This window comes from Phytohalomonas tamaricis, from assembly GCF_003012345.1.
GTDB classification, from domain to species: domain Bacteria; phylum Pseudomonadota; class Gammaproteobacteria; order Pseudomonadales; family Halomonadaceae; genus Phytohalomonas; species Phytohalomonas tamaricis.
Window position 1 is genome coordinate 95,686 of the sequence record NZ_PVRV01000019.1, and the last position, 25,621, is coordinate 121,306.

Sequence of the window (25,621 nt, forward strand, 5' to 3'; positions counted from 1 at the left end):
CTGCAATTATTTCCTGAATGACTACTCGAAACTAAAGCGCGGCGATGGCGCCTCAGGCAGCAGCGCAGCGCAGGCGCCTACCTTATCAAGCAGCTCTTCATGACTAGCAGCAAGCAGGTTAATGTGGCCCAGCTTGCGTCCGGCGCGCTCGGTCTTGTCGTAGCGGTGCAGATGAGCATCAGCGATGGCGAGAATGGCCGTGTTGTCCCCTTCCCGCCCGATCAGGTTGATCATGCAGGTCGGCGCACGTGCTGCTGTGTCGCCCAGCGGTAGCCCCTGGATCGCACGCAGATGGTTCTCGAACTGGCTGGTGACTGCACCGTCCATCGTCCAATGACCGGAGTTATGTACGCGCGGCGCCATCTCGTTGGCGAGCAATTGCCCGTCACGGACCTGGAACAGCTCAAGCGTCAGCACGCCAACGTAATCGAGCTCATCAAGCAGCGCGCGAATGTAGGTCTCAGCGGTGGCCTGCACGCCCGCATCCAGATCGGGCAGCGGCGCAATCGAGTAGCGCAGAATGCCATCAACGTGCTGATTTTCAGCCATCGGGTAGAACACAATCTGGCCGTCACGACCACGCACGGCAATGATCGAGACCTCGCGCACGAAGTCGACAAACGCTTCAACGATCAACTGTGGATGATTGATGCTCGCCCATGCTTCAGCGGCCTCGGCTGGGTCACGCAGCACTGCCTGTCCCTTGCCGTCGTAGCCTTCAGTAATGGATTTAGCCACCACCGGGCACCCCAATTCACGTGCCGCGGCTTCGAGCGCCGCGGCGCTATCGACTAGGCGATACTGTGGCGTGGGTATATTCAAGCGGGTGAACAGTGCCTTTTCTTCTGCTCGGTTCTGGCAGATGCGGATCGCTTCACTTGAAGGATAAACAGGCTTTTGCGCCTCGATCGTACGCACCAGATCGACCGAAAGATGTTCAAACTCGTAGGACACGAGATCAACCTTGGCAAGAAATTCATCGAGGTGCTGCTGATCGGGATCGATAATGATATCGCCGATACCTGCACTAGGATTACCGGTCGGATCGAGAAAGACGAAACGATTGGCTAGCGGATATCCCGCCAGTGCCAACATGCGGCCCAGTTGGCCGGCGCCCAGAATGCCGATGCGCATAAGGGTTGAACCTTTAATAGGACGTGACTTGTAAGCAAGACATGGTAACGATCATGCCGACGCTGAACCCGACTCACGAGCGCCGGACTTACTCCGCGCGGGGATCGGGATTGTCGAGTACCGTCTGCGTTTGTTCCGCGCGAAAGGCCTCGACTGCCGCGCGTACTTCAGCGTCATGCGTGCCGATGATCTGCGCTGCCAGCAGGCCTGCATTGGTTGCGCCCGCCTTGCCGATCGCCAGCGTACCGACGGCGATACCGCCTGGCATCTGCACGATCGACAACAGCGAATCCAGCCCTTTCAAAGCCTTGGACTCGACCGGTACGCCCAGCACCGGCAGTGCCGTCTGCGAGGCCACCATGCCGGGCAAGTGCGCCGCGCCACCGGCCCCGGCAATGATCACCTCAAGCCCGCGCCCGGCGGCCTGCCTGGCATAGTCAAACAGCAGATCCGGGGTACGATGCGCCGAGACAACACGTGCCTCATAAGGCACGCCGAGACGCTCTAGCATATTCACAGCGTGCTCCATGACCGGCCAGTCCGATTTGGAACCCATTATGACACCGACAAGAGGCTGCATGGCCCTATCCCGTAATTGAGTGGTTAGCTGAAATAAACCGTGATGTGGCGCAATGACACCAAAAGACGTGCAGCATACCCGCAAGCGCCAGAAGGGGAAAGCCGCCGAGTCGTCTGCGTTTCGGGTCACGTCGTCGCGATGAGACTGGCTTGAAAAGGTAAACGCCCCGCGGGCGCAGGGCGTTCATCGAGGGCACTTACCTTTGCTTATAGCTGCGGGGCGGTGCGCTGAAAGCTGTCGAGTCGACTCATCTTTTCCCACCACGTGTTGACGCCGGGAAATTCGCTCAGTAGCTGCTGGCCCTCTTCCGTCATCGCCATATACGCCATGATCGGTGCCAACAGCAGATCGACATAGGAGGCAGGCCCCGCGACCAGATGCGGTCGCATGCTTAATACCTTCTCCAGCAGCTCAAACTGATGGCGTATTTCGGGCAACGCCTGCTCGGCGACAGCGTCATCGACGGGCCGGCCCAGAAACGGATTGATGATGCGCTGCCAGACCAGTTTGCCGATCATGCTCGGATAGATGTAGTTGTTGATCACCGCCGCCCACTGTCGCATATCGACGCGATCATCGAGATTGCGTGGAAAGAAGGCCGGTGCGGGAAAGTGCCCTTCGAGGAACTCAGCGATGGCATCAGTCTCATAGAGGATGCGTCCCCCGGTTTCCAATGCCGGTACCTTACCGAAAGGATGGCGGCGCAGATGCTCCGGTGTGAGATGTTCTCCCTTCAGAATATCGATGGCCACGCGCTCGTAAGGCACGCCTTTTTCGATAAATAGCATACGCACCGTGCGGACATAGGTACTACCATCAAAACCGTACAGTGTGAAATCGCTCATTATTTCCCCTTTGGTTGCTCGGCTGGTGACTTCACAGCTAACGACTGGATTAGCTTATTCTTTATTTATAAGCCAATTAAATTTCGTGTAGGGTAGTGACCAAAAGTACATGGCATTGGCCAGAAAGCGATGAAAAGCACGACCATGACCATGCGCGCTACACATCAGATTTGAACGCATTCGCGTCAGATCACGACACATCGCGACGTAATCCATTATAGCGTTGATGTGTCGTTTTGTTGTCTGGGCTCCCTATCCTTGGTATTTCGTCTATATCTGTTATATCTGATCAGGGAGGATCATGCGATGAGTTGGGCGGGACCACACCAATACACTATCGGTAAGACAAGGCGTCAGAGCAAAAAACTAAGAACGGTAGAACGCACTTCTTCTCTTGATAAAAATGCACCCACGCTTCTTTGTCTTTCACATCTGCGCTGGCGTTTTGTTTATCAACGCCCGCAGCATTTGATGTCACGTTTTGCCCGGACACATCGCGTTCTCTTTTTCGAAGAACCGATCGAGAGCGATCAACCGTTCCCGTGGCTTGAGGTAAGCGAAGAAGAGGATGGCGTTACCGTACTGGTGCCACGGCTTCCAGCGCACTGCACAGGTGAAGCCGTTGAACAGGCCCAGCGCACGTTACTTGACGAGTACCTTGAAGGCGTACCGAAAGAGAGCCTCGTCGTCTGGTATTACACGCCGATGAGCCTCAGTTTTGCCGATCATCTCACGCCGCGATTGACGGTTTATGACTGCATGGATGAGCTTTCCGCATTCGAGGGGGCGCCTCCTGAGTTACTTGAGCGCGAACGGCGCCTGATGCAAAAGGCCGACGTGATCTTTACCGGTGGTGTCAGTCTGTTCGAGGCTAAACGCACGCTTCACAATAATGTGCATCCGTTTCCTAGCAGTGTGGATATCGACCATTTTGCCAAGGCGCGTGATCCATTGCCTGAGCCCGAAGATCAGGCAAGCATTCCTTATCCACGTCTTGGTTTTTATGGCGTTATCGATGAACGCCTGGATCTCGAACTGCTTGCCGAAATGGCGCGTCAGCGTCCCGACTGGCATTTCGTACTGGTGGGCCCGATCGTCAAGATCGACCCCGCTTCACTGCCTCAACGCAGCAATATTCATTATCTTGGCGGCAAGGCCTACGACGAATTGCCTGACTACCTGGCAGGCTGGGATGTTGCTTTGATGCCGTTTGCGCTTAACGAGTCGACACGGTTCATCAGCCCGACCAAAACCCCTGAATACCTGGCAGGCGGTCGGCCTGTCGTCTCGACACCGGTTACCGATGTGGTGCGGACCTACGGGCATACCGATCTTGTCAGGATCGCCGCTACACCGGCTGAATTCATTGCGGCGATCGAAGCGGCATTCGATGACTTGCAGGATCGAGAGCGCGTACTCAGCAGTGCCGATCAAATTCTCAAGGATATGTCCTGGGACATTACCTGGAAGCTCATGGAGGAGCAGATGAAATGCGCACAATGAACAATACGGCCTATGCCAACAGCATCGAAACGCCTACGCACTTGAACCACTCACAGCCGCAAAAGCTAGAAAACGGTGCTGTTCATCAACGGCAGAATGCAGATAACAGCGGTGGCAAAGGCTTTGATTATCTGATTGTCGGGGCCGGCTTTGCAGGTAGCGTACTGGCTGAAAGACTGGCTAACGAGCTTAACAAGCGGGTATTGATCATCGACCGACGCCCGCACATCGGCGGCAATGCCTTTGATCATTACAACGAAGACGGCGTGCTAGTACATCGTTATGGCCCGCACATTTTCCATACCAATGCACAGCGCATTGTCGATTACCTCTCGCGCTTTACCGAGTGGCATCCTTACGAACACCGCGTGCTTGCACAGGTTGACGGTCAGATGGTACCGATGCCAATCAACCTGACCACGCTCAATAAGCTCTACGGGCTTGATCTCAATGCTGACCAGGCCGAGGCGTTTCTGGCGTCGAAGGCGGAGCATATCGAGGATATTCGCACGTCCGAGGATGTCGTGATTAACAAGGTCGGTCGTGAACTCTATGAAAAGTTCTTTCGCGGCTATACCCGCAAGCAGTGGGGACTCGACCCGTCGGAGCTCGACAAGTCGGTTACCTCGCGCGTGCCAACGCGCACCGACGATAACGACCGCTATTTCAACGATACGTTTCAGATGATGCCGAAGCATGGCTATACACGCATGTTCGAGAACATGCTGGCACATACTAATATCAAGGTGATGCTCAATACGGATTTTGACGATATCCGCGACGAGATTCGTTACGCCCATCTCATCTATAGCGGGCCGATCGATGAATTCTTCGACTATCGCTTTGGTAAGCTGCCCTATCGCAGCCTGAAGTTTCAGCACAAGACCCTTGATCAGGAGAACTTCCAACCGGTCGGTGTCGTCAATTACCCCGCGGAAGATGTCGCTTATACGCGCATTACCGAATACAAGCACCTGACCGGGCAGCAGCATCATAAGACAAGCCTGACCTATGAGTTTCCTTCCGCCGATGGTGATCCGTACTACCCGATCCCGCGCCCCGAGAATGCGACGCTCTACAAGCGCTACAGAGCGCTTGCCGATGCAACGCCTAATGTGACCTTTCTGGGCCGGCTGGGCAGCTACCGTTATTACAATATGGATCAGGTCGTGGCTCAGGCACTGTCCACGTTTGAAACACTGGCACGCGAACAATACGCCTATAGTGAGGCACAGGTTCGGCAAGCGCCTAACGCGTAGCCAAGTCGGTATCTTGTCGGGATAAGCTAGCTTGCCGCCAGGCTAGCTTGGAGAGAAAGGGACAGCATCATCGGCTACTGTGCCTAGCATGTTTACATGGACGTCAGGAGATCAGGGATGTACAAGCCGAGCATGTTGAATAGCTTCTTTCTCGGCGGCTTCGAATGTTCGACGCATCGCCGTCGCGATGGCCGCCGGTTGGATCTTATTGCCTCGACTCAGCACGACCGACTGGCCGTGGAGGACTATACCGTGCTGGCGCAGCATGGGCTAAACACCGTGCGCGACGGCGTTCGCTGGCATCTTATCGAGGCCACGCCAGGCCATTACGACTGGTCGAGTCTGCTGCCAATGGTGCGTGCCGCACGTGACACCTCCACTCAGGTCATCTGGGATCTGTGCCATTACGGCTGGCCGGATGACATCGATATCTGGCGGCCTGAATTCGTCGAGCACTTCGCCCGGTTCGCCGCTGCCACGGCTCAGCTACTGCGCGATGAGGGCATTACCGCGCCGCTGTTTTGTCCGGTCAACGAGATATCCTTCTGGGCCTGGGCTGGTGGTACCATGGCGCGCTTCAATCCGTCGGCGCACGGTCGCGGTGATGAACTCAAGTTTCAACTCGTCAGGGCGACCATCGCCGCTATCGAGAGCATTCGTGCGGTTTCCCCCGAGGCGCGCTTTGTGCTGGTAGACCCCGTCATCAATATCGTCTCGCGTTCGACGCGCCGTCGTGATATCGACAATGCCGAGAATGCCCGCCTCGCTCAATATCACGCCTGGGATCTGATCACCGGTGCCGAGCATCCTGGCCTGGGCGGAAAGCCAGAATATCTCGATATCGTCGGCGTCAACTATTACTCCGACAATCAGTGGTACGCCAACGGCGAGACCATCATCCTTGAAGACCCGAACTATCGACCATTCCAAGACATTCTCGCCGAAACCCATCAGCGCTACGGTCGGCCGATCCTGATCGCTGAGACCGGGGCCGAGGGCGATCTGCGGGCGCCCTGGTTCCGCTACGTCTGCGAGCAGGTAGCAGCCGCACTGCAGCGCGACATCCCGGTCGAAGGTATCTGCCTCTACCCGATCACCGATTACCCCGGCTGGGCCAACTACCGACACTGCAAGGTCGGTCTGCTTGGCTATCCCGATGACCAGGGCCAACGACCGCTCCATGGCCCGCTGGCCGAGGAGCTACAGCGTCAGCGCGACCATATCGAGACGCTGCTCTATCACCCCAGACGGCGCGTAGCCAACGCCGCACTATGATGCGAACAGAAGGACGCAACACGATGTCTCCACGGCGCTATTCGCAGCCACTGCCGCGCCGTCCCGGTGCTTTCCTGATGCGTTACTTACGTGCCAGGTCCGGTCAATTTGGCCTGCTTGCGGTCATGGTTGTCAGTGCAGCGGGCTGCGCGGTGGCGGTCCAGTACGGCATGAAGCTGTTAGTCGATGCCATGGCGTCCGGGGAGCGCAACGCTGCTGCCGTCTGGACGCCGTTTGCGCTCTTCATTGGTCTGATTGCGGTTGAAAACGTGCTGTGGCGCAGTAGCGGCTGGCTCGGTTGCCGCGCTATCGTGGCGACCTGCACGGACCTGCGTGTCGATCTATTCGACCATCTGACCGGCCACTCGATGCGCTATTTCGGGCGGCAATCCTCCGGCTCGCTGGGGACGCGCGTGTCAGCGACGGGTGCCGCTACCGGGTCGATCATGACCACGATGACCTGGAACATCACGCCGCCATGTGTCGACTTTATCGGCGCCATCATCGTGTTTACCACCATCGACTGGCATATGGCCGGTGCGCTGGTCGTATTCGTCGCTTTGATCGCCTTTGTTATCACCTGGTTTGGTATCCGTGGCCGCCATTTACATCAGACCTTTGCCGCACAGTCATCACAGATTGGTGGTGAAGTGGTCGATCTGGTCTCTAACGTCTGGACCATCAAGGCCTTTTCTGCCAGAGCGCGTGAACGTGACCGGCTGGCACACGAAATCGGCATCGAGGCTCGCGCTCAGCGGCGCAGCTGGATGTACGTCGAGAAGGCCCGTGTACTGCATGACATCTGCCTATGGCTGATGGCCGGCTCGATGCTTTTGTGGGCCTTGTGGCGCTGGACCGAGGGCAGTATTACCTCAGGTGATGTGGTCGTCGTCAGCGCGCTGACGTTTCGTATTCTTCATGGCTCGCGTGATCTCGCCCTGGCGCTGGTCGATATCTCCCAACAGTTCGGCGCTATCGCAGACACGCTCAATATCATCGCTCGTCCTCACGATCTCGATGATCCCCAAGATGCCAGTAGACTTCAGGTAAGCGCGGGCCGGATTGATTTCGAGCGGGTTTCTTTCGCCTACCCTGATGGCCAGTATGTCTTCAAGGATTTCTCGCTACATATCCCCGCCGGGCAAAAGGTCGGCATCGTTGGTCCTTCGGGCGCGGGCAAGACAACGTTGATGGCGCTCATTCAGCGCCTTGACGACGCGCAGGCCGGGCGAATCCTGATTGATGGCCAGCCTATCAAGGAAGTCAGTCAGGATAGCCTGCGCGAGGCCATTGCGGTTGTTCCACAGGACAGCGCGCTTTTCCATCGCTCGATCATGGACAATATTCGCTATGGTCGTCCCGATGCTTCAGATGACGAGGTCGTCACTGCGGCGCGCCATGCCTACTGCGATGAGTTCATCCGGGAGCTGCCTCAAGGATACGATACGCTGGTGGGAGAGCGCGGGCTTCGTCTGTCCGGTGGACAGCGTCAACGCCTGGGTATCGCCCGAGCCTTCTTGAAAGATGCGCCGATTCTGATTCTCGACGAACCTACATCGGCACTAGATACCCACTCGGAGCAGGAAATCCAGCTCGCACTCGCCGATCTGGTCAGGGGGCGCACTGTTCTGGCGATAGCCCATCGACTTTCTACCGTATCCGCCTTTGACAGGATTGTGGTGATGAAATCCGGTCGTATCGTTGAGGACGGACCACCCGCAAGGCTTCGTCAGGAAGGAGGCCTGTTCGAGTCGCTATGGCGGCTTCAAGCGGATGGATTTCTGGTTGACTAGTCGTCACCGAGATTCGGCGTCATACTCGAGCTCTGGCATCTTACACATTTCTTATTGTCGACTAGAATGAATAAGCACGTTCATTCACAGACATGGAGGTGGGTTATGTTCAAGTATCAAAACCGCACCGTCTATCGGCAGAAAGACGGCAAGTGGGCGAATCGATTGAATGATGCGCCATATCCCAGCACGCTGCATGCCACGCATAAAGAAGCCATCGCCATGGCAAAACGCATGCTGATCAATTCAGGAGGAGGAGAACTCAAGGTTGATATGCCGGGCGCAGACGCTGCTTTGATGGCACATGATCGCGCCGCTGCTCCACCCGCCAATGAGGAAAGCCATGCCTTGCGATGAGTCTCACCTCGCTCAATCAGAAAGCGAACCTCCCATGTGAAACGCCCCGCCAATGATGACGGGGCGTTTTATATTGGGCACTTCAGCTTACATACAGCCCATCACTCAGACCCGATTGGCATGTTCAACCACAACATCACAAAGCACCTGCGCGCCCTTCGCGCATTGCTCAGGAGATGAGTATTCGGCTTCGTTGTGGCTAATCCCCTTGAGACATGGCACAAAAATCATCGACGTCGGCTTGATCTTGGAGATATAGACCGCGTCGTGGCCAGCGCCGCTCATCATTTTCTTATAGCCAAACCCATGCGCCTTGGCTGACGCCTCGACTGAGGCAATATTGTCATCGTTGAACGCGACAACCGGCGAATCCCATATGCAGGTCTGATCTATCATCACGCCATAGGTTTCCCCCGCTTCAGCCAGCTTGTCGAAGTAGGCGATTTCAAGCGCATCGAGTTTTTCAGTACTGGTATGACGCAGGTCAACGGTCAGGCGTACCTCGCCCGGGGCGACATTGCGCGACGAGGACGGAATAGTTAGCTCACCAAACGTGACCTTGGCGTCAGGATCATGTGTCAGCGCGTGCTGCGTCAGGGAATCGATCAACCGTGAAGCGGCACACAGCGCATCGTTGCGGTAACTCAGCGGTGTGGTGCCGGCATGTACCGCCTGGCCGGTAAAGGTGATGTCATACCAGCGCATGCCCTGCACACCGGTAACCACGCCAATGTCGAGCGCCTCCTCTTCTAGTACCGGCCCCTGCTCAATATGTAACTCAAAAAACCGCGCAAAGCTCGGCTCACCGATAGCAGCGTCGCCTTCAAAGCCGATCTTCCTCAGGGCTTCTGCAAAGGTCACGCCGTCGCGATCGGTGCGCGACAGGATATAGTCATGGGTGAATTCCCCGGCGTAAACGCCAGAAGCGACCATTGCCGGGGCAAAACGGCTACCCTCCTCGTTGGTCCAGTTGACCAATAGCAAGGGGCGCTCGGTAACGATGTCATGCTCGTGCAGCGTACGCAGCACCTCAAGCCCAGCCAGCACGCCAAGTACACCATCAAAACGACCGCCTTTAGGCTGGGTATCGAGGTGACTCCCAAAAGCAATCGGCTCAAGATCCGGTCGCTTGCCCTCACGTCGGGCAAACAGGTTACCGATGCGATCAACCGTAACGGTACAACCGATCTCCTCGCACCAGCGAATGAAGAGCTGCCGCGCCTGCTTGTCGAGCTCGGTCAGCGTCAATCTTCCGCTGCCGCCCCTCTCGGTCTTGCCAATTTCAGCCATCACCATCAGTGCGTCCCATAGTCGGGACTGATCGATCTCAAGCGTTGCCTGGGTTGCTGTCATCGTTGTCATTGTTGGTTCCTCAGCAGCATGATCAAAGCGAAGTTATCCATGGCGCTCCTTCCTGACCCGCAGGTCAACTTTGAACATAGCGCTTTTTATGTCGGCTTAACAACTGCGCGCCGCTCAGCGGCAGATCATGAAGCCGCGCATGCCTAGATGAAAATGGTTGGCGTGGGCGGCGTTGTACTCGGGTCCGAGCGCATTGCCAAAAAAACCGCAGGCCTGCTCGAATGCGCGGTGCAGAAACATGCTCTTCTTGTCCTCATCATCCCAGTCGTTGAGCACACGAATGCGTGTGCCGTCGGCCAGCCTGAAACCGGTGACGTCGAACGCCTCGGCGGTGGCATGCTCGCTCAAGCGCGCATTCTTGCGATGATAGATGTTGCGACAGGCAAAACTGCCGACATGCTCGACACGTGTCACGTTGTCACCGAATACGCTCTGCGCCGCATGTTGCAGGCCGTGACGCTCGAACATCGTCCAGGTCACGGCGAGCGGACACGTCGCCAGGAAGCTATTGTTGAACTGCACCCCGGTCTTCCGCACCCGCACGACATCGGTCAACGAACATTTGCCAATGGTGGTATCGCCCACCACTGAATAGTCGATTGCGCCTTCATCACGAGCACGCGCAAGCACGTCCATGCAGCGTTCCGGCTGATCACCTAGTTGCTTGAGTTTCCATTGGGTCACGAATGTCGGCTCGTCGGTAATGTCGAGCGGTGCAAACGGGTTGTACTGACGCGGCACGTTCAGCCATGACCATTGCTGCCATAGGCCAACACCGCCCACGATAAGCACGCACAGAAAAAACAGAAATACGATTCGCACAGCCAGCCTCGTTTGCTTCATCTCGATTGAGCGTAGGCAGATCCAGAGGCTAACTCCAGCGAAGGGGACAAACGCTATTGGAAAACACCAGAGACAGGCATAAAAAAATCCCGCGTTGGGGAACGCGGGACAGGTGGGGTGTTACATTGCATCAAAGATGCAGGAAACGAAGCATGTCTGGGTCTGGCATCCCAAACACCACTTACTTTAGCGGCCCCAACCTTATTAACCCAATGAACTAATAGGATAGACAAGATAGCTTGAAACTATAAAAAGACTCTACCTATTATTTTATGCTGATAGTATCACACTATAAACCTTCCTTGATTCATAAAAAAACGGCGCCTGAAAACAGGCACCGTTTACTACGAGCGATTAATCTCAATCCTGATCGGTTCGGCTTGTGCGATCAGTATTGATACGCCGATTGACCACATCTGGCGTGCGGCGAATACGTTCCTCATGGGTATCCGACATTTCATCGGCTTCGAAGATATCGGCCCCTACCGGCGTCTCACCGTGCTGACGATAGAGACTCTTCAGCATCGCCTTGCGATCAGCGCGCAGCTCCTTGATCAGCACATAGAGCATGGCATAAATGATGAATATAAACGGCAGCGCGGCGAGTACCGATGCGGACTGCAACCCCTGCAGACCGCCGGCGACAATCAGCGTCAAACAGATCGCCGCAATAAGCACACCCCACGTGATGCGCTTGTACAGCGGCGGATTGAGCGAGCCACCATCCGTCAGCTGAGCAACGATATAAGTGGCCGAGTCGGCCGACGTCACCAGGAAGATGAAGATCAAAACGATCGAGACGATCGACAGCAGCGACGAGAACGGCATCAGGTCATACATCTCGAACAAGGCAACGGTAATGTTGTTGTTGGTCGCCTCGGCCAGCCCAGCATTCTGGTACAGATCCATATGCAGAGCATTACCGCCAAATACGCCGATCCACAGACATGCCAATAGCGGCGGCACGATCAACACACCAAAGACATATTCTTTAATCGTCCGCCCGCGCGAGACACGCGCCACGAAAGTGCCGACAAACGGTGACCAGGCAATAACCCAGGCCCAATAAAACACGGTCCAGTCGCTTGCCCAGGTGTTATCGTCATAGGGCGAGACGCGCAGGCTCATCTCGACAAAGTTCTGCAGATAGTCGCCAAGGCCCAGGGTGATGCCCTTGAGAATCGCCAACGTCGGGCCGGTAATCAGCACATAAGCCATCAAGCCGATGGCCAATATCATGTTCAGGTTGGAGAGCCGCTTGATGCCCTTGTCCAGGCCCGACCAGGTCGAGGCCATATACGCCAGGAACATTGCGAACAGAATGATTGCCTGCCACAGAAAGCCCTCGGGAACGCCGAAAACGGCATGCAACCCGCCGTTCATCTGCAATACCCCGAGCCCCAGCGATGTCGCCACCCCCATTACCGTCGCGACCACGGCCAGCACGTCAAGCGCACTGCCCCACTTGCGACCATAGGGCAGCCTGGCGGTTACCGGCGCCAGCACCGTTGAGACCAGCCCGGTCTGATTCTTGCGGAACTGGGTGTAGGCGATGATCAGCCCGACAATGGAAAAGGCCGCCCACTGATGAACGCCCCATTCGAAAAAGGTGTACTGCATCGACAGTCGCGCCGCCTCAGCCGTGCCACCCTCGACATCGCCATAGGGCGGAGTGGAGAAGTGCATCATCGGCTCGGCCATGCCATAAAACACCAGCCCGACACCGAAACCAGCGGCAAGCAACATGCTGATCCAGGAAAAGAAGTCATAGGTAGGCTTACTTTCCTGAGGGCCGAGACGAATCTTGCCGTATTTACTGAACGCGAGTCCGAACAGAAATACGACGAACCCGAACACCGAAAGCATGTAGAACCAGCCGAAGATGTGCGTGACCCACGTCAGCGCAGAAGATGCCGCAGCCCCAAACTGTTCGGGGATCGCGGCACCAATGATCACCAGTGCCGCAATAATAATGGTTGAAGCAATAAAGACACGTTGCTTTCCGGATGAAGCCATAGCGAGACGTCCCTGTCGTTGTTAACTGAATTATTTATCAATCTAGTCGAGCACACTCCACATGTCGGTATCACTTTCGCCCTAACCAGAGCGCACGTACCGAATAACATAGCAGCCATAAAATAGTTAAGGGCGCTTAGTAAGCGCCCTTAATAGAATAGTATTCAATTATATTTTATTTAAAGTTAATTATCCATAACGCCCTGTTATGTAATCTTCGGTGCGTTTGTGCGCCGGCTGGGTAAATATACGGGTGGTCTCATCACACTCGATCAGCTCCCCCAGATACATGAAGGCAGTCACATCAGAGACACGTGCCGCCTGTTGCATGTTATGAGTAACAATAACGATGGTGTAATCCGCCTTGAGCTCATTGACCAGATCCTCGATATAGCCGGTCGAGATCGGATCAAGCGCCGAAGTCGGCTCGTCGAGCAGAATGACTTCGGGTTTCACCGCGATGGTACGTGCGATGCACAGACGCTGCTGCTGACCACCGGACAGCGCCTGACCGCTCTGCTTGAGCTTGTCTTTGACCTCCTCCCACAGCGCCGCCTTCTTCAGCGCCCACTCGACACGCTCCTCCATGTCACGGGCAGACAACCGCTCGTAGAGCTTTACGCCGAAGGCGATATTGTCGAATACCGACATCGGAAACGGCGTCGGTTTCTGGAACACCATGCCGATGCGCGAACGCAACAGGTTAATATCGATTTTCCGGTCGTTGATATCCTGACCATCGAGCAGAATCTGCCCTTCCGTCCTGAGCCCGGGATAAAGATCGTGGATACGGTTGAAACAGCGCAGCATGGTCGACTTGCCACAGCCGGAGGGACCGATAAACGCAGTCACCTGATTGGCGGGCACTTCCATGGTGATATTTTTCAGCGCCTGAAAGTTACCGTAATAAAAGTTGAGTTCTTCGACCTTGAGCTTGGCAGCAGCGACGCTGTTCACTGGGGAAGTTGTCGCCTGCAGAGTGCTTTCATTGATGCGCGCGGACATCGAACCTTCTCGTGAAAAATTCATATAGAGACCTCTTGGCAGCTTAGCCCTTGCTGCGTCGGCTGGAAATGATGCGGGCAATAATATTGAGTGCCAGCACCGCTGCCGTCAGAATCAGCGCCCCCGCCCAAGCCAGCTCGACCTGGCGTGGAATGAACGAATTGATCGTCATGTTCTGATAGAGCGTCATCGGCAGGTTGGGCATTTCACTGTCCATATCGAAAAAGTTCCACTGATTGGAATTCAGCGAGGTAAACAATAACGGTGCCGTCTCACCGCTGACGCGTGCGCAGCCGAGCAGAATGCCGGTAATGATGCCGGCTCTGGCGCCGCCATAGCACACTTTGGTGACCACCCACCAGCGGTGAGCGCCCAGCGCCGACGCTGCTTCACGTAGCGTGTTAGGTACCAGCTTGAGCATATCTTCAGTCGCACGAATGACGACCGGAATGATGATCACTGCTAGTGCAGCCACTCCAGCCCAGCCCGAAAAATGCCCCATCGGCAGCACCATCACGGCATAGACAAACAACCCGATGATGATCGACGGTGCCGACAGCAGTACGTCGTTGATGAAACGCACCGTACTGGCGAGCCGCGACTTGGTGCCATACTCGGCCAGCCAGGTACCGGCTGCCACGCCGATGACTGTCCCCACCACCGTCGCTAGCGCCGTCATGATCAAACTGCCAAGAATGGCATTGCCGAGCCCGCCGCCCGACATCTTGGTGCGCTCAAGGAACACATCCGGTGACAACGCCGCGGCACCCTTGAACATCAGCGTGCCGAGAATCATCAAAAGCCAGAGGATGCCAAAGGCAGCGGCAGCGACACATAGCGTCATCACCATGCGGTTGATGATCCGGCGACGCTGATAAACAGAATTCATGCGTATTTTCTCCACATGCGCGTCAGGGCGCGCGTCGCTCGATGCGATTTAACATGTAACGGGCGATGGCCAGCACGATGAACGTAATGACGAACAGCATCAGCCCCAGCGCCAGCAGCGCCGAACGCTGCAGACCATCCGCCTCGGGAAACTGATTGGCAATCAGCGCCGCGATCGACGTGCCCTGGCCGGTCAGCGTCGGAGAGAAAAACAGGTTGTTGCCAATCACGAACGTCACCGCCATGGTTTCACCTAGTGCGCGGCCCAGTCCCAGAATGACACCACCGACCATACCGCCACGCACCGAGGGGAAGACCACGCTGCGTACCACCTCCCACGTCGTACAGCCCAGTCCATAGGCTGACTCGCGCATCATCGACGGCACTGTCAGCATCACATCGCGAGTAATGGCGGTAATGAAAGGAATAATCATGACTGCCAGAATCAACCCGGCAGTCGCCAAGCCCGTACCCGCCGGAAAGATCGTCGGAAAGTAAGATTGCAGGAACGGTGCCAGCACCTCGACGCCCCACATGCCATAGATGATCGAAGGCACCCCTGCTAACAATTCAACCGTCGTCCCCAGCGGGCGTCGCAGTACCATCGGGCACTGCTCGGTCAAAAAGATCGCAATGCCAAGCGAGACCGGCACGGCGATGACGACAGCAACCACTGAGGTCACTATCGTGCCGTAGATCGCCGGTAGCGCGCCGAACTTCTCAACGTTGGCCGCCCAGCGGTCGGTGGTAAAGAAATCAAGCCCCAAGGTCGACAGCGCCGGCCAGCCCGACATGACCAGCGACGCCATGATCGAGCCCAACAGGACCAACACCACCAGGGCAAAAAACAGCGTTGAACGCTCGAATAGACGATCGATCATGCCGTTGCGCTTGAGCGCCTTGAGTTCACCGCTGCTGGCGCGAAGGAGATGACGATTATCAGCGGTGGCAGAATTTTTCATCAGCGTTCGTCACTTGTGGAATTCCATTTGCGGGGACTGCCTTCGTTGGGCTGCAGAGGTGGCGCCTCTCGCAGACCATAAAGTCTGGATGCAAAAGAGCTGTGGGCATCTGCCCACAGCTTTCACATCCTGACAATAGTGATTATTGCTGTTGCCAGACCTGCTGGCCGTCCTGCGTCTTGATTTGCGACCAGACGTTGTTGCGCACCATGTCGGCCACGTTCTGGGGCATCGGCACGTAGTTGAGCTGAGTCGCTGCCTGATCACCGTTCTTGAATGCCCAGTCGAAGAAGGCAAGTGCCTGCTTGGCCGCCTCGGCATCATCTACCTGCTTGTGCATCAGGATGAAAGAGGCCCCAACAATCGGCCAGCTCTGCGCACCGGGCTGATTGGTCAGTACCAGATACATGCCTTCGGCGTTTTTCCAGTCAGCATTGGCGGCAGCAGCCTTGAAGCTGTCGCTATTAGCGGTAACGAACTGGCCTGCCTGGTTCTTCAACTGCGCAACGTTCAGATTATTCTGTTCAGCATAAGCGGATTCGACATAACCGACCGCGCCGTTAATCTGGCCCACCTGGCTCGCTACGCCAGCATTGGCTTTGGCACCAACACCGGCCGGCCACGCCACTGACTTGCCCTCGCCGATGTTTTCAGCGAAGTCCTGGCTGACCTGGGCCAGATAATGGGTGAACAGGAAGTTGGTACCAGAACCTTCCGCACGATAGACCGGGGTGATACGCGTATCTGGCAGCTTGAGATCGGGATTGAGCTGCTTGATCGCGTCATCGTTCCACTTGGTGATCTTACCGGCATAGATATCGGCAAGCGTGGGACCGTCTAGCTTGAGCTGGCCCTGCTTAACGCCTTCGATATGGACCACCGGCACAACGCCGCCCATGATTTGCGGCCACTGGACCAGACCGCTCTTGTTGAGTTCTTCCGGTGTCATCGGCGCATCGGAAGCACCGAAGGTCACGGTATTGGCGGTGATCTGTTGAATGCCACCGCCGGAGCCGATCGCCTGATAATTCAGGCCAATGCCGGCTTCATCCTGATAGGCATCGGCCCACTGGGAATAAACTGGATAAGGAAACGTTGCCCCTGCTCCGGTAATGCTGTCGGCCGCAACGGCTGCCGAGGCACCCAGTGCCAGGGAAGCTGAAAATAGGGTCGTTGCAACATACTTCAACATGGTATGGCTCCTTCAGTGGACCGCTCTGATTCATACGTGATGGTCAAAAAAGCGCTGGCGTTTTTAGTTTTCTTAGGCCTTTGCCGTATTCACTTGGAGGTCGGTGACCTGTCATGGGGAGCTACATTAACGGGAAAATATGTCAGTTTTATGTCAGCGCGCTGCAATTGTAATATTCGCATCGCCGTTGACCGTAAAACAGCCGGGGCACCTCACGGTTATAGAAAGGACAACGCTTCCTGCTGACGTCAATTAAACCGACCCAGCCGTTCTGGTACTTCAGCCATTGTGAAGCACCCTGTGCACCGGCTCACTATCGATGAAAGCGCCGTTGGCGGGACACGAGAAGATATGAAAGTCCACCGGCACGCTTAACGCACTCGCTGGCCTGTGGCGTCAGTCACCATCTCGCCGTCCTCCTTGCTGAAGGCGCCAATGTCTGCCTTGGGCAGGATGTCGAGCACAGTCTCTGAGGGACGGCAAAGCTGTGCACCCTTCTCTGTCACCACGATCGGTCGATTGATCAAAATCGGATGCGCCATCATTGCATCGATGAGCTGATCATCCGTGAGCGCGGGGTCGTCGAGGCCGAGCTCGGCATAGGGCGTGCCCTTTTCCCGTAGCAGCTCACGCGGCGTGATGCCCATCATGGTGATCAGCTCAACCAGCCGCTCGCGGGTCGGCGGCGTATTGAGGTATTCGATGACTTCCGGCTCCGCGCCGGACTGGCGAATCATGGCGAGTGTATTGCGGGAGGTGCCACAGGCAGGATTGTGGTAAATGGTAATCGTCATGATGACCTCGGGCAGTATCCGAACGTGGAAAGAAAGGACTTCGCATGAGGCTATGACATTACCCCGCAGTGCTGCATCGTATCAACGCTCAGCACCTGGCTGACCTACTCGACCGGGCAACCTGTTGTGCCGTCGCGATAGCGGCATGATGCAGCTCACTTCCACGTCTTGCCGTAAAGATTTATTTCGCCATCCCTATCAAGTTCTTGAGAATATTGAACGTCGCCATGCCCAGCCCGGTCATGATCAGTGAACCGACCACATGCACGCCGATACCGGTCAATGCCATGACCCACTTACCTGCCTGCAGGTTGGCAAACATCTCAGCGGAAAAGGTTGAGAAGGTGGTCAGGGCGCCGAGAAATCCGGTGATGACGAACAGACGCCACTCGGGCGATAGCTGGGGTAAATAAGCGAACAGCCCAATAGCGATGCCGATCAGCCAGGCACCGAGCCAGTTAGCAGCCAGCGTACCGGGCGGAATGGAGGGAAACAGTGCGTTGAGCCAGAGCCCAAGCAACCAGCGGATATTAGCACCAAGCGCGGCACCAGCACCTATGGCAACAACAGAGAACCACATGGGTTTTTCCTCGGCAAATCGTAAATCAACGGGAACTACGCGAAGCATCGAGAGGTAAGCAGGTGTTTACGGATCATACCTGCACACGCACCCCGGTGCGCTTCGCAGGCATCATCAATCACGGCTGTGATGGTTCGAGCACCAAGAGAAAAGAGACGCTCGGGAGGAATGCCATATCCACGCTCAGTTCTTAGCATGCTCATCCAGCATTCTCAAGCCAGTACTGCCGATGACTCCCCTGCCTGGCGCTTTCCACCGCGCAGGGGAGCATCAGTCACAGCTTAAGCACCTTGACGCCGCACTATCAGTGTCAGCAGGCCATCCAGCATTAGAAAGAGCAGCAGGCTGACGCCGAGTACCGGCAGGCAATAGCCCAGCACCGCGGCGATGGCAAGCGTTACCGCCTGCGCTTGCGGCGACAGCTGGCGCAGCGTCCGCCACGGACCGTACAGGGCTGTCAGGCTGGGCCGACGGCGCCACCACATCAGGTAGCCCCAGACTACCATCACGATCAAGGCGCTGGCAGCGGCGACCAGAATCAATTGATTGGCAAGCCCGAACAGCGTACCCATGTGCGCATCAATTCCCCAGCGCGTCAGCTTGGCCGCCAGCGGATAGTCCTTGAAGTCGGCGCGGTCGACGACAGCGCCACTGCGCGGGTCGATGGCAACCGAATCGACCTGGGTCGGCCAGCGGCGATCAATCTCGGTCACGGTCCAGGCCTTGTCATCAGCGGCGGCCGGCCTGACTTCCACCATGCCGGCATTGATGCCAGCCGCTCGCGCGGCGTCGAGCACCGTATCGAACGTCGCCGGATTCACCGCTGCGGACGGCGTAGTGCTCATCATGTGCTCAGCATGCTCTCCCATGCCGCCCATGGCATTAGGCGCCGATGCCTTAAGATCGGTCGCGACGCTCGGCGTTGACCAGCCGAATTGGGCGCGCAGCACGCCGATATTGCTACCGGCATACTGCGACCAGGTCAGGCCTGTGGCCGAGAAGAACAGCAGGCCGAGCAGCGCCCACAACCCAAGCCGTGCGTGCCAACGCCGCAGCCCCGAAGGCGGCGTCACGGCACGCGCATGACGCTGCGCACGTGCCCTGACAATCCACAGCGTCAGCCCACCCAGCGCCGCGATCCATAGCCAGGAGGCAGCAAGTTCGCTATACAGTCGCCCAACGTCATCTAACTGCAAGCCACGGTGAAAGTGATCGAGCCAGCCGCGCAGCGGGAGTGCGCCAGACGTCCCGTAGACGATGAGATCGCCGCGCACTTCGCGGGTGACCGGATCAACAAAAATCGCACGCGTCTCGGAGGGACGCAGGCCGGGCTCGGCGAACATCACGCGCGTGGTCATGCCCTGCTCAGGGGCGGGACGCACCGCCGCCAGCATATCCAGATCACCCACTACCGCCTGGGCAGCTTCGATCTGGAGCGCCAGCGGCTGCGCCGCGCCAACGCTGTCGGTGAAGAGCTGGTGGGCGTAGAGGCGCGACTCGATCTGGGGCGAAAGCGCGTAGAGCGAACCGCTTAGTGCCGCGACCAACAGAAACGGCCCGACAAAGATTCCGATATAGAAGTGCAGCCGCGTAAGCAGCGCGATCACCGCCCGACGCGAGCGGGTCTGCGTGTCGGCCGGACTGGATACGGCCGCAGAGGTGGAAGGCATCGACATGGTTACCTCAAAGATCTGATCGTTACGCTCCGCCACGGCGTAGCTTGCCGTCACGGGGCCTATGCGTGGCGTGATGTCATGTGAGCGCGCCGCAGATGCCCACTCAAGCAGATAGGCACGGCATCACGAAGCAATTGCAGGATCAGACAGGAGAGGCGCGGGGATTGAGACTGGGCCAGTAATGGCGGACGATGTACGCCCGTGGTGGCGGCTGGGGCAGCAGCCGAATCTCGAACACTGCGGGCGCATGAAACGACGGCGCCAGCATTGAGGCCAACCCGGCCTGCGAGGCGGTACTGGCGCCACAACAACAGTGCTGCATGTTGGCATGATGATGCAGCGGCTGCGGCACCTCATCATGATGCTGATGCTGTGCATGGTGCTGCGCCGTGTGCAGGGCGCCTTCGGTTGGAAGGTAGTGCCCTTCGCACCCCATCATACGCTTGGCCTCCGCCGGCATGGCACCAGAGACCGGCATGGCGAGCAGGTGCAACAGCACGGCCAGGCAGGTAATCAGGGCATGGAAGCGGCGACGATCGACCAAGGATGACATCCAAAGCGGTATTTTATGGGGAAGGTTCGGTTGCAACTATAAGCTATCTACACACGGCCTTGAATAGACGATCCACCGTACTGCTCCCCTTGCCAATAGATAGGTCTATCCGACAGGCCACATACTCTGATAAAGCAGTTGCTGAATGCGAAGCAATCTATGACTTTCAGCCAACCGCACTCGACATGCCACAGCCAAGCGTTCATTCCCTGTTATATGCGCCCGCGAGGAGGCGTCACCTAGCCTGAGGAGTCATGTAATGCGTAAAGCACCTCATATCGTTATTGTCGGTGGCGGTCTGGTCGGGTCTGCCGTCGCCTGGCATCTGTGCCATCTGCTGACCACGTCGGCAGCGATTACCGTGATCGAACCTCGCACCACTTTAGGCGCAGGCCTCGCCTATTCCTCCCGTGACCCGGCGCACCGTCTCAACGTACCGATAACACGGATGAGTCTGCTGCCTGACGACCCTACTCATTTTCAGCGCTGGTACGCCACGCACCACCTGATCGAGCACGATCCCGAAGCTGCACTGGCCGATGGGCGTATCTTTGCCCGGCGCAGCGATTTCGGCTACTACATGCAAGCTCAGCTCGCGCCGCTGCTCGCGACCGGTCAACTCAGCCATCGCTGCACCCGTGCCATGGGCATAGCGCCACGCGGCACCGGCTATCGTCTTGAACTTGAAGGTGGGGAAGCGCTAAACGCCGATCTCGTCGTGCTGGCCATGACCCATACACCGCCCACTGCACCGGGCAGACTGGCCGAAATATTGCGTGACCACCCGCGCTTCATCGCCGATCCGTGGCGACCCGACGCGCTCAAGACGATCCGTGCTGATGACCGTGTGCTGTTGCTCGGCACAGGCCTGACCATGGCCGATACTCTGGCTTCGTTGACCCGTCAGGGCCATCGCGGTTCTGTCACCGCGCTTTCGCGCCGTGGCCGCTTACCCGCAAGCCAGACCACAATCGAGGGTGACGGATGGGGCGACTTTTCCACCGCTCCGGCGACAACTGCACTGACACTGGTCGAACGCACCCGTACCGCGATCCTCGACGCTCAATCCCACGGCCGGCCCTGGCAGCATGTTTTTGATGCGCTGCGCGAACAGGCGCCGAGGGTATGGGGCAGCTTGCCACTCAAAGAGAAGCGACGCTTTCTACGTCACCTGCGTCCCTGGTGGGACAGCGGTCGTTTCCGTATTGCGCCGCAGACCCAAAGCATTACCGATCAGCGTCGTGAAGCCAGCACGTTAGACGTGCTGGCTGCGCGCATTGTCGACGCCAGCATTGACGACGAGGTGATCCGTCTACACATTTCACCGCGCCATTGCGATCAGCTCATTGTGCGCGAATTCGATGCGCTAGTGCTCAATACCGGCCCCGGCCATGAACGGCTGTTTGTCGATTCGCCGCTGCTGGCCTCGCTCCACCGCCAGGGACTGGGGCATCCCGATGAGTGCCAGTTGGGTATCGCTGTCGACAATGACAGCTGTGTTCTTGATCAGACTGGCCATGCCCAGCCCCGGCTGCGTGTCGCCGGCCCGCTGGCTCGGGGACGGGTCGGTGAACTGATGGGCGTGCCGCAGGTGACGCTTCACGCCCAGACAGTCGCCATGAGCATTGCGCAAATGATCAACGAGAAAGCGTCCCAAACCTCTCATCTGCGCTAGAATAACGGCTCATTCAACAAGGTGGCAGCAATGGTACTTATCGGGCGCTTCAATACGTTACAGGTAATCAAGCATACGGGGTTCGGGCTCTACCTGGACGGCGCACGCCACGGCGACATTCTGCTGCCCAAGCGCTACATTCCCAAGGATCGTCCCAGCGAGGTCGGCGACTGGCTGGACGTCTTCGTTTACCTCGACAGCGAAGATCGTCTCATCGCTACGACGCAAACGCCCAAGGCCCAGGTCGGTGAATTCGCCAGCCTCAAGGTGGTGGCGCGCAACAATGTCGGTATATTTCTTGATTGGGGACTGCCCAAGGATTTGCTGCTGCCCCATTCGGAAGAGAAGCGCCCGCTAAAAATCGGCGATTTTTGTGTGGTCTACCTTTTTCTCGACAAGCGCACGCATCGCATTACTGCCACCATGCGGCTTGACCGCCATCTCGGCGGCACACCGCCGAACTACACCATCGGCCAGGCGGTCGAATTATTAATCACAGGTCCCAGTGATCTCGGTTTCAATGCCATTATCAACTACGAACATTGGGGACTGATCCATAAAAATGAGGCGTTCAAATCCTTGCGCAGCGGCATGCGCGAGCAAGGCTATATCAAACAAATCCGTGCGGATGGCAAGATCGACCTAAGCCTGCAGCCCCTGGGCGAGCAAGCCGCCAGTAGTCTGCACGAGCAGATACTGGATAAGTTACAGGCACACGATGGCGTGTTGTTCGTCAGTGACAAGAGCGCACCGCATGTTATTACCAGAACCTTCGGGGTCAGCAAAGCCACTTTCAAGAAAGCGCTGGGCGGGTTATACAAGCAAGGGTTGATTGTCATTCACCCTGATCGCATCGAGCTTTCCCGTTAGCATCATGAGTGTTTATTCGACTACCTGACCGTGACCGCTACCGTTTCGAAGCCATACAGTGCGCTGATACGGCCTTGGTGCGGTATACTCTTTTCGGCTTATCACACACTTCGTTTGGATGTGACCGTCAATGTCCCAGACAACGCAACGCCCTCTCTATATTGTTCATTCGGGCCCTACGCTGCTCGAAACGCCGCTTCTCAACAAGGACAGCGCCTTTTCGCTTGAAGAGCGTGTCGCTTTCAATCTTGTCGGCCTGCTGCCCCAGACCATCGAAACCATTGAGGAACAGGCCGAGCGCGCTTATCAGCAATATACCCTGCAGCAGAGTGATCTTGAGCGTCACATCTACCTGCGCTCGATTCAGGACAGCAACGAAACGCTGTTCTTCCGTCTGTTGGAGACGCATCTCGAAGAGATGCTGCCGATCATCTATACCCCCACCGTCGGCGAAGCCTGTCAGTCATTCTCACAGATCTATCGTTCCCACCGTGGCCTGTTCATCTCTTACGCCGACCGCGAGCACCTCGACGATATCCTTAACAGCGCCACCAAGGATAACGTCAAGGTTATCGTCGTTACCGATAGCGAGCGCATTCTCGGCCTTGGCGACCAGGGTATCGGCGGGATGGGCATCCCGATCGGTAAGCTGTCGCTGTACACCGCCTGTGGCGGTATAAGCCCAGCCTATACGTTACCAATCGTGCTTGATGTCGGCACCAATAACCCCGACCTGCTCGCCGATCCGATGTACATGGGCTGGCGTCACGAGCGCATTAGCGGCGATGAATATTACAAATTCGTTGATCAGTGCATTCAGGCAATGAAACGCCGCTGGCCCGGCGTGTTACTGCAGTTCGAGGATTTCGCCCAGGCCAACGCGATGCCGCTGCTCGATCGCTATCGTGATGAACTGTGTTGCTTCAACGACGACATCCAAGGCACCGCCGCCGTCGCGCTCGGCACCCTGCTCTCCGCCTGCAAGGCCAAGAACGAGAAGCTCTCCGAGCAGCGCGTGACCTTCGTCGGCGCCGGCTCGGCCGGCTGCGGTATCGCCGAGCAGATCATCGAGGCAATGGTGGCAGAAGGCCTGAGCGAAGCCCAGGCACGTGCCCGCGTCTTCATGGTCGACCGCTACGGCCTGCTCACCGACGACATGACCAATCTGGTCAATTTCCAGCGACGTCTGGTGCAAAAGCGTAGTGACCTTGACGATTGGGACAAGAGCGAAGGCGATCTGGCCTTGCTCGACGTGGTGCGCAACGCCAAGCCGACCATCCTGATTGGCGTTTCCGGACAGCGCGGCCTGTTCACCGAAGAGGTGATCAAGACCATGCATGAGCACTGCCCCGCACCGCTGGTCATGCCGCTCTCCAACCCGACCTCACGGGTCGAAGCGACACCACAGGAAATACTCACTTGGACTAACGGCGCCGCGCTGGTGGCTACCGGCAGCCCGTTCCAGCCGGTCACCATTGGCAATAAGAAGATCCCCATCGCCCAGTGCAACAACTCCTACATCTTCCCCGGTGTCGGACTAGGGGCGATCGCGGTCAAGGCGACGCGCATCACCGATGGCATGCTGATGGACGCCGCCCGCGCGCTGGCTGACTGCTCGCCGATCGCGCTTGAGGGCAAGGGCGCAGTGCTGCCGCCGCTCAAGGACATCCAGCACGTCAGTAAAATCATCGCCTTCGCCGTCGCCAAGCGCGCACAGGAAGATGGCGTCGCACTCAAGACCAGCGACGATGACATCCACGCCGCGATCGAGCGCAACTTCTGGCTGCCGCGCTACCGCAGCTATCGTCGCGCCTCCTACTGAGGCGTAGGGCAATACTGAAGCGGCGCACAAGCGCCGCTTTTTTTATGTTCAGAATTATTGCCCAAGGCGTTTTGCCAGCATCATATTTCGATACCTATGGAAGCATCGAAATCTATCGGCCATACTGCCGGATAATTATTGCCACCCGCGAGGCTCTGCCATGAAGGTTCTGTTTCTCTGTACCCACAACAGCTGCCGCAGCGTGCTCAGCGAGGCGCTGTTCAACACTTTGGTTCCCGATTACCTCGATATGCATGCCATCAGCGCTGGCAGCCAGCCCTCGGGCCGAGTCAACCCCGATACGCTACGCGCCCTCGAACGCGCAGGGATCGACAGCACAGGCTACACGAGCAAGTCTTCCGAGGCGTTCGCGGACGATCCGCCCGATATCGTCATCACCGTCTGCGACCGCGCCGCCCAAGAGCCCTGCCCGCTGTTCCTGGGCCCGGCGCTCAAGGCGCACTGGGGGCTCGAAGACCCCTCTGCCATTGAGGCCGGCCAGGCCGAGCGTGACGCTGCTTTTGACACCACCATGGCGAAGATTCGCCAGCGCTTCGCTGCTTTCTTCGCCCTGCCGCTACAAGAGTTCGATCGCGAACGGCTCGCCCACGAGCTTGAGCGCATCGGCGAGCTGTAA

At 57.3% G+C, this 25,621-nt stretch carries 23 protein-coding genes; 9 read left to right on the forward strand and 14 right to left on the reverse strand.

Annotated features, from left to right (window positions below):
* Positions 1 to 21 precede the first annotated feature (21 nt).
* From C3Z11_RS02425 to C3Z11_RS02435, 3 genes are all read right to left on the reverse strand, one after another.
* Complete coding sequence (locus C3Z11_RS02425; RefSeq protein WP_106475949.1) at positions 22 to 1,134, reverse strand: 5-(carboxyamino)imidazole ribonucleotide synthase; 1,113 nt, start codon at positions 1,132 to 1,134, stop codon at positions 22 to 24.
* 88 nt (positions 1,135 to 1,222) lie between these two features.
* The gene (purE, locus tag C3Z11_RS02430) at positions 1,223 to 1,714 is read right to left on the reverse strand and encodes a 5-(carboxyamino)imidazole ribonucleotide mutase (protein WP_106475951.1); all 492 of its coding nucleotides are present in this window, start codon (positions 1,712 to 1,714) and stop codon (positions 1,223 to 1,225) included.
* Between the two features lie 206 nt (positions 1,715 to 1,920).
* Positions 1,921 to 2,559 (reverse strand): glutathione S-transferase family protein, encoded by a 639-nt coding sequence (locus C3Z11_RS02435; RefSeq protein WP_106475953.1) that lies wholly within the window; start codon positions 2,557 to 2,559, stop codon positions 1,921 to 1,923.
* A gap of 471 nt (positions 2,560 to 3,030) precedes the next feature.
* Between C3Z11_RS02435 and C3Z11_RS02440 the strand changes: the two genes are divergently transcribed.
* From C3Z11_RS02440 to C3Z11_RS02460, 5 genes are all read left to right on the forward strand, one after another.
* The gene (locus C3Z11_RS02440) at positions 3,031 to 4,062 is read left to right on the forward strand and encodes a glycosyltransferase family 1 protein (RefSeq protein ID WP_262927186.1); all 1,032 of its coding nucleotides are present in this window, start codon (positions 3,031 to 3,033) and stop codon (positions 4,060 to 4,062) included.
* Positions 4,050 to 5,321 (forward strand): UDP-galactopyranose mutase, encoded by a 1,272-nt coding sequence (gene glf, locus C3Z11_RS02445; protein WP_262927187.1) that lies wholly within the window; start codon positions 4,050 to 4,052, stop codon positions 5,319 to 5,321. The genes C3Z11_RS02440 and glf overlap by 13 nt, the downstream gene beginning before the upstream one ends.
* Before the next feature lie 117 nt (positions 5,322 to 5,438).
* Positions 5,439 to 6,596, forward strand: a complete 1,158-nt coding sequence (locus tag C3Z11_RS02450; protein WP_106475956.1) for a glycoside hydrolase family 1 protein — start codon at positions 5,439 to 5,441, stop codon at positions 6,594 to 6,596.
* Positions 6,597 to 6,619: 23 nt separating this feature from the next.
* The gene (locus C3Z11_RS02455; protein WP_106475958.1) at positions 6,620 to 8,389 is read left to right on the forward strand and encodes an ABC transporter ATP-binding protein; all 1,770 of its coding nucleotides are present in this window, start codon (positions 6,620 to 6,622) and stop codon (positions 8,387 to 8,389) included.
* Between the two features lie 105 nt (positions 8,390 to 8,494).
* Positions 8,495 to 8,746 (forward strand): DUF2188 domain-containing protein, encoded by a 252-nt coding sequence (locus C3Z11_RS02460; protein WP_158700901.1) that lies wholly within the window; start codon positions 8,495 to 8,497, stop codon positions 8,744 to 8,746.
* Between the two features lie 105 nt (positions 8,747 to 8,851).
* Here C3Z11_RS02460 and C3Z11_RS02465 read toward each other — a convergent pair whose 3' ends face one another.
* The 11 genes from C3Z11_RS02465 to C3Z11_RS02515 form a co-directional block, all read right to left on the reverse strand.
* Positions 8,852 to 10,108, reverse strand: coding sequence for a M20 family metallo-hydrolase (locus C3Z11_RS02465; RefSeq protein ID WP_262927188.1), 1,257 nt, complete (start codon positions 10,106 to 10,108; stop codon positions 8,852 to 8,854).
* Between the two features lie 114 nt (positions 10,109 to 10,222).
* On the reverse strand, positions 10,223 to 10,930 hold the full coding sequence (locus C3Z11_RS02470; protein WP_262927189.1) for an extensin-like domain-containing protein: 708 nt from the start codon (positions 10,928 to 10,930) through the stop codon (positions 10,223 to 10,225).
* A gap of 381 nt (positions 10,931 to 11,311) precedes the next feature.
* Complete coding sequence (locus tag C3Z11_RS02475) at positions 11,312 to 12,967, reverse strand: BCCT family transporter (RefSeq protein ID WP_106475964.1); 1,656 nt, start codon at positions 12,965 to 12,967, stop codon at positions 11,312 to 11,314.
* 189 nt (positions 12,968 to 13,156) lie between these two features.
* Positions 13,157 to 13,996 carry a phosphate ABC transporter ATP-binding protein PstB gene (gene pstB / locus C3Z11_RS02480; protein ID WP_262927190.1) on the reverse strand — a complete coding sequence of 280 codons (840 nt, stop codon included), beginning with the start codon at positions 13,994 to 13,996 and terminating at the stop codon, positions 13,157 to 13,159.
* A gap of 19 nt (positions 13,997 to 14,015) precedes the next feature.
* On the reverse strand, positions 14,016 to 14,861 hold the full coding sequence (gene pstA, locus C3Z11_RS02485; protein ID WP_106475966.1) for a phosphate ABC transporter permease PstA: 846 nt from the start codon (positions 14,859 to 14,861) through the stop codon (positions 14,016 to 14,018).
* Between the two features lie 22 nt (positions 14,862 to 14,883).
* Positions 14,884 to 15,822: a phosphate ABC transporter permease subunit PstC gene (pstC, locus tag C3Z11_RS02490; RefSeq protein ID WP_262927191.1), complete on the reverse strand. Its 939-nt coding sequence runs from the start codon at positions 15,820 to 15,822 to the stop codon at positions 14,884 to 14,886.
* A 142-nt stretch (positions 15,823 to 15,964) separates the two neighbouring features.
* Positions 15,965 to 17,014 carry a phosphate ABC transporter substrate-binding protein PstS gene (pstS, locus tag C3Z11_RS02495; protein WP_106475968.1) on the reverse strand — a complete coding sequence of 350 codons (1,050 nt, stop codon included), beginning with the start codon at positions 17,012 to 17,014 and terminating at the stop codon, positions 15,965 to 15,967.
* 371 nt (positions 17,015 to 17,385) lie between these two features.
* The gene (arsC, locus tag C3Z11_RS02500) at positions 17,386 to 17,808 is read right to left on the reverse strand and encodes an arsenate reductase (glutaredoxin) (RefSeq protein WP_106475970.1); all 423 of its coding nucleotides are present in this window, start codon (positions 17,806 to 17,808) and stop codon (positions 17,386 to 17,388) included.
* 181 nt (positions 17,809 to 17,989) lie between these two features.
* Positions 17,990 to 18,388 carry a fluoride efflux transporter CrcB gene (gene crcB / locus C3Z11_RS02505; RefSeq protein ID WP_106475971.1) on the reverse strand — a complete coding sequence of 133 codons (399 nt, stop codon included), beginning with the start codon at positions 18,386 to 18,388 and terminating at the stop codon, positions 17,990 to 17,992.
* Positions 18,389 to 18,669: 281 nt separating this feature from the next.
* Positions 18,670 to 20,118 carry a PepSY-associated TM helix domain-containing protein gene (locus C3Z11_RS02510; protein WP_262927192.1) on the reverse strand — a complete coding sequence of 483 codons (1,449 nt, stop codon included), beginning with the start codon at positions 20,116 to 20,118 and terminating at the stop codon, positions 18,670 to 18,672.
* 88 nt (positions 20,119 to 20,206) lie between these two features.
* Positions 20,207 to 20,608: a DUF2946 family protein gene (locus tag C3Z11_RS02515; RefSeq protein WP_106475973.1), complete on the reverse strand. Its 402-nt coding sequence runs from the start codon at positions 20,606 to 20,608 to the stop codon at positions 20,207 to 20,209.
* 268 nt (positions 20,609 to 20,876) lie between these two features.
* Here C3Z11_RS02515 and C3Z11_RS02520 point away from each other — a divergent pair, with 268 nt between their 5' ends.
* From C3Z11_RS02520 to C3Z11_RS02535, 4 genes are all read left to right on the forward strand, one after another.
* Positions 20,877 to 22,292 carry an FAD/NAD(P)-binding protein gene (locus C3Z11_RS02520; protein WP_106475975.1) on the forward strand — a complete coding sequence of 472 codons (1,416 nt, stop codon included), beginning with the start codon at positions 20,877 to 20,879 and terminating at the stop codon, positions 22,290 to 22,292.
* 30 nt (positions 22,293 to 22,322) lie between these two features.
* Positions 22,323 to 23,162, forward strand: coding sequence for a CvfB family protein (locus tag C3Z11_RS02525; protein ID WP_106475977.1), 840 nt, complete (start codon positions 22,323 to 22,325; stop codon positions 23,160 to 23,162).
* 130 nt (positions 23,163 to 23,292) lie between these two features.
* The gene (locus tag C3Z11_RS02530) at positions 23,293 to 24,984 is read left to right on the forward strand and encodes an NAD-dependent malic enzyme (RefSeq protein WP_106475979.1); all 1,692 of its coding nucleotides are present in this window, start codon (positions 23,293 to 23,295) and stop codon (positions 24,982 to 24,984) included.
* Positions 24,985 to 25,144: 160 nt separating this feature from the next.
* Entirely contained in the window at positions 25,145 to 25,621 is a 477-nt protein-coding gene (locus C3Z11_RS02535; protein ID WP_106475981.1) for an arsenate reductase ArsC, read from the forward strand.

What these genes read in the sequence shown, in the direction of transcription:
- C3Z11_RS02425 (WP_106475949.1), bottom strand. Translation starts at nt 1,134, where the DNA reads ATGCGCATCGGCATTCTGGGCGCCGGCCAACTGGGCCGCATGTTGGCA.
- purE (WP_106475951.1), bottom strand. Translation starts at nt 1,714, where the DNA reads ATGCAGCCTCTTGTCGGTGTCATAATGGGTTCCAAATCGGACTGGCCG.
- C3Z11_RS02435 (WP_106475953.1), bottom strand. Translation starts at nt 2,559, where the DNA reads ATGAGCGATTTCACACTGTACGGTTTTGATGGTAGTACCTATGTCCGC.
- C3Z11_RS02440 (WP_262927186.1), top strand. Translation starts at nt 3,031, where the DNA reads ATGTCACGTTTTGCCCGGACACATCGCGTTCTCTTTTTCGAAGAACCG.
- glf (WP_262927187.1), top strand. Translation starts at nt 4,050, where the DNA reads ATGCGCACAATGAACAATACGGCCTATGCCAACAGCATCGAAACGCCT.
- C3Z11_RS02450 (WP_106475956.1), top strand. Translation starts at nt 5,439, where the DNA reads ATGTACAAGCCGAGCATGTTGAATAGCTTCTTTCTCGGCGGCTTCGAA.
- C3Z11_RS02455 (WP_106475958.1), top strand. Translation starts at nt 6,620, where the DNA reads ATGTCTCCACGGCGCTATTCGCAGCCACTGCCGCGCCGTCCCGGTGCT.
- C3Z11_RS02460 (WP_158700901.1), top strand. Translation starts at nt 8,495, where the DNA reads ATGTTCAAGTATCAAAACCGCACCGTCTATCGGCAGAAAGACGGCAAG.
- C3Z11_RS02465 (WP_262927188.1), bottom strand. Translation starts at nt 10,108, where the DNA reads ATGACAACGATGACAGCAACCCAGGCAACGCTTGAGATCGATCAGTCC.
- C3Z11_RS02475 (WP_106475964.1), bottom strand. Translation starts at nt 12,967, where the DNA reads ATGGCTTCATCCGGAAAGCAACGTGTCTTTATTGCTTCAACCATTATT.
- pstB (WP_262927190.1), bottom strand. Translation starts at nt 13,996, where the DNA reads ATGAATTTTTCACGAGAAGGTTCGATGTCCGCGCGCATCAATGAAAGC.
- pstA (WP_106475966.1), bottom strand. Translation starts at nt 14,861, where the DNA reads ATGAATTCTGTTTATCAGCGTCGCCGGATCATCAACCGCATGGTGATG.
- pstC (WP_262927191.1), bottom strand. Translation starts at nt 15,822, where the DNA reads ATGAAAAATTCTGCCACCGCTGATAATCGTCATCTCCTTCGCGCCAGC.
- pstS (WP_106475968.1), bottom strand. Translation starts at nt 17,014, where the DNA reads ATGTTGAAGTATGTTGCAACGACCCTATTTTCAGCTTCCCTGGCACTG.
- arsC (WP_106475970.1), bottom strand. Translation starts at nt 17,808, where the DNA reads ATGACGATTACCATTTACCACAATCCTGCCTGTGGCACCTCCCGCAAT.
- crcB (WP_106475971.1), bottom strand. Translation starts at nt 18,388, where the DNA reads ATGTGGTTCTCTGTTGTTGCCATAGGTGCTGGTGCCGCGCTTGGTGCT.
- C3Z11_RS02520 (WP_106475975.1), top strand. Translation starts at nt 20,877, where the DNA reads ATGCGTAAAGCACCTCATATCGTTATTGTCGGTGGCGGTCTGGTCGGG.
- C3Z11_RS02525 (WP_106475977.1), top strand. Translation starts at nt 22,323, where the DNA reads ATGGTACTTATCGGGCGCTTCAATACGTTACAGGTAATCAAGCATACG.
- C3Z11_RS02530 (WP_106475979.1), top strand. Translation starts at nt 23,293, where the DNA reads ATGTCCCAGACAACGCAACGCCCTCTCTATATTGTTCATTCGGGCCCT.
- C3Z11_RS02535 (WP_106475981.1), top strand. Translation starts at nt 25,145, where the DNA reads ATGAAGGTTCTGTTTCTCTGTACCCACAACAGCTGCCGCAGCGTGCTC.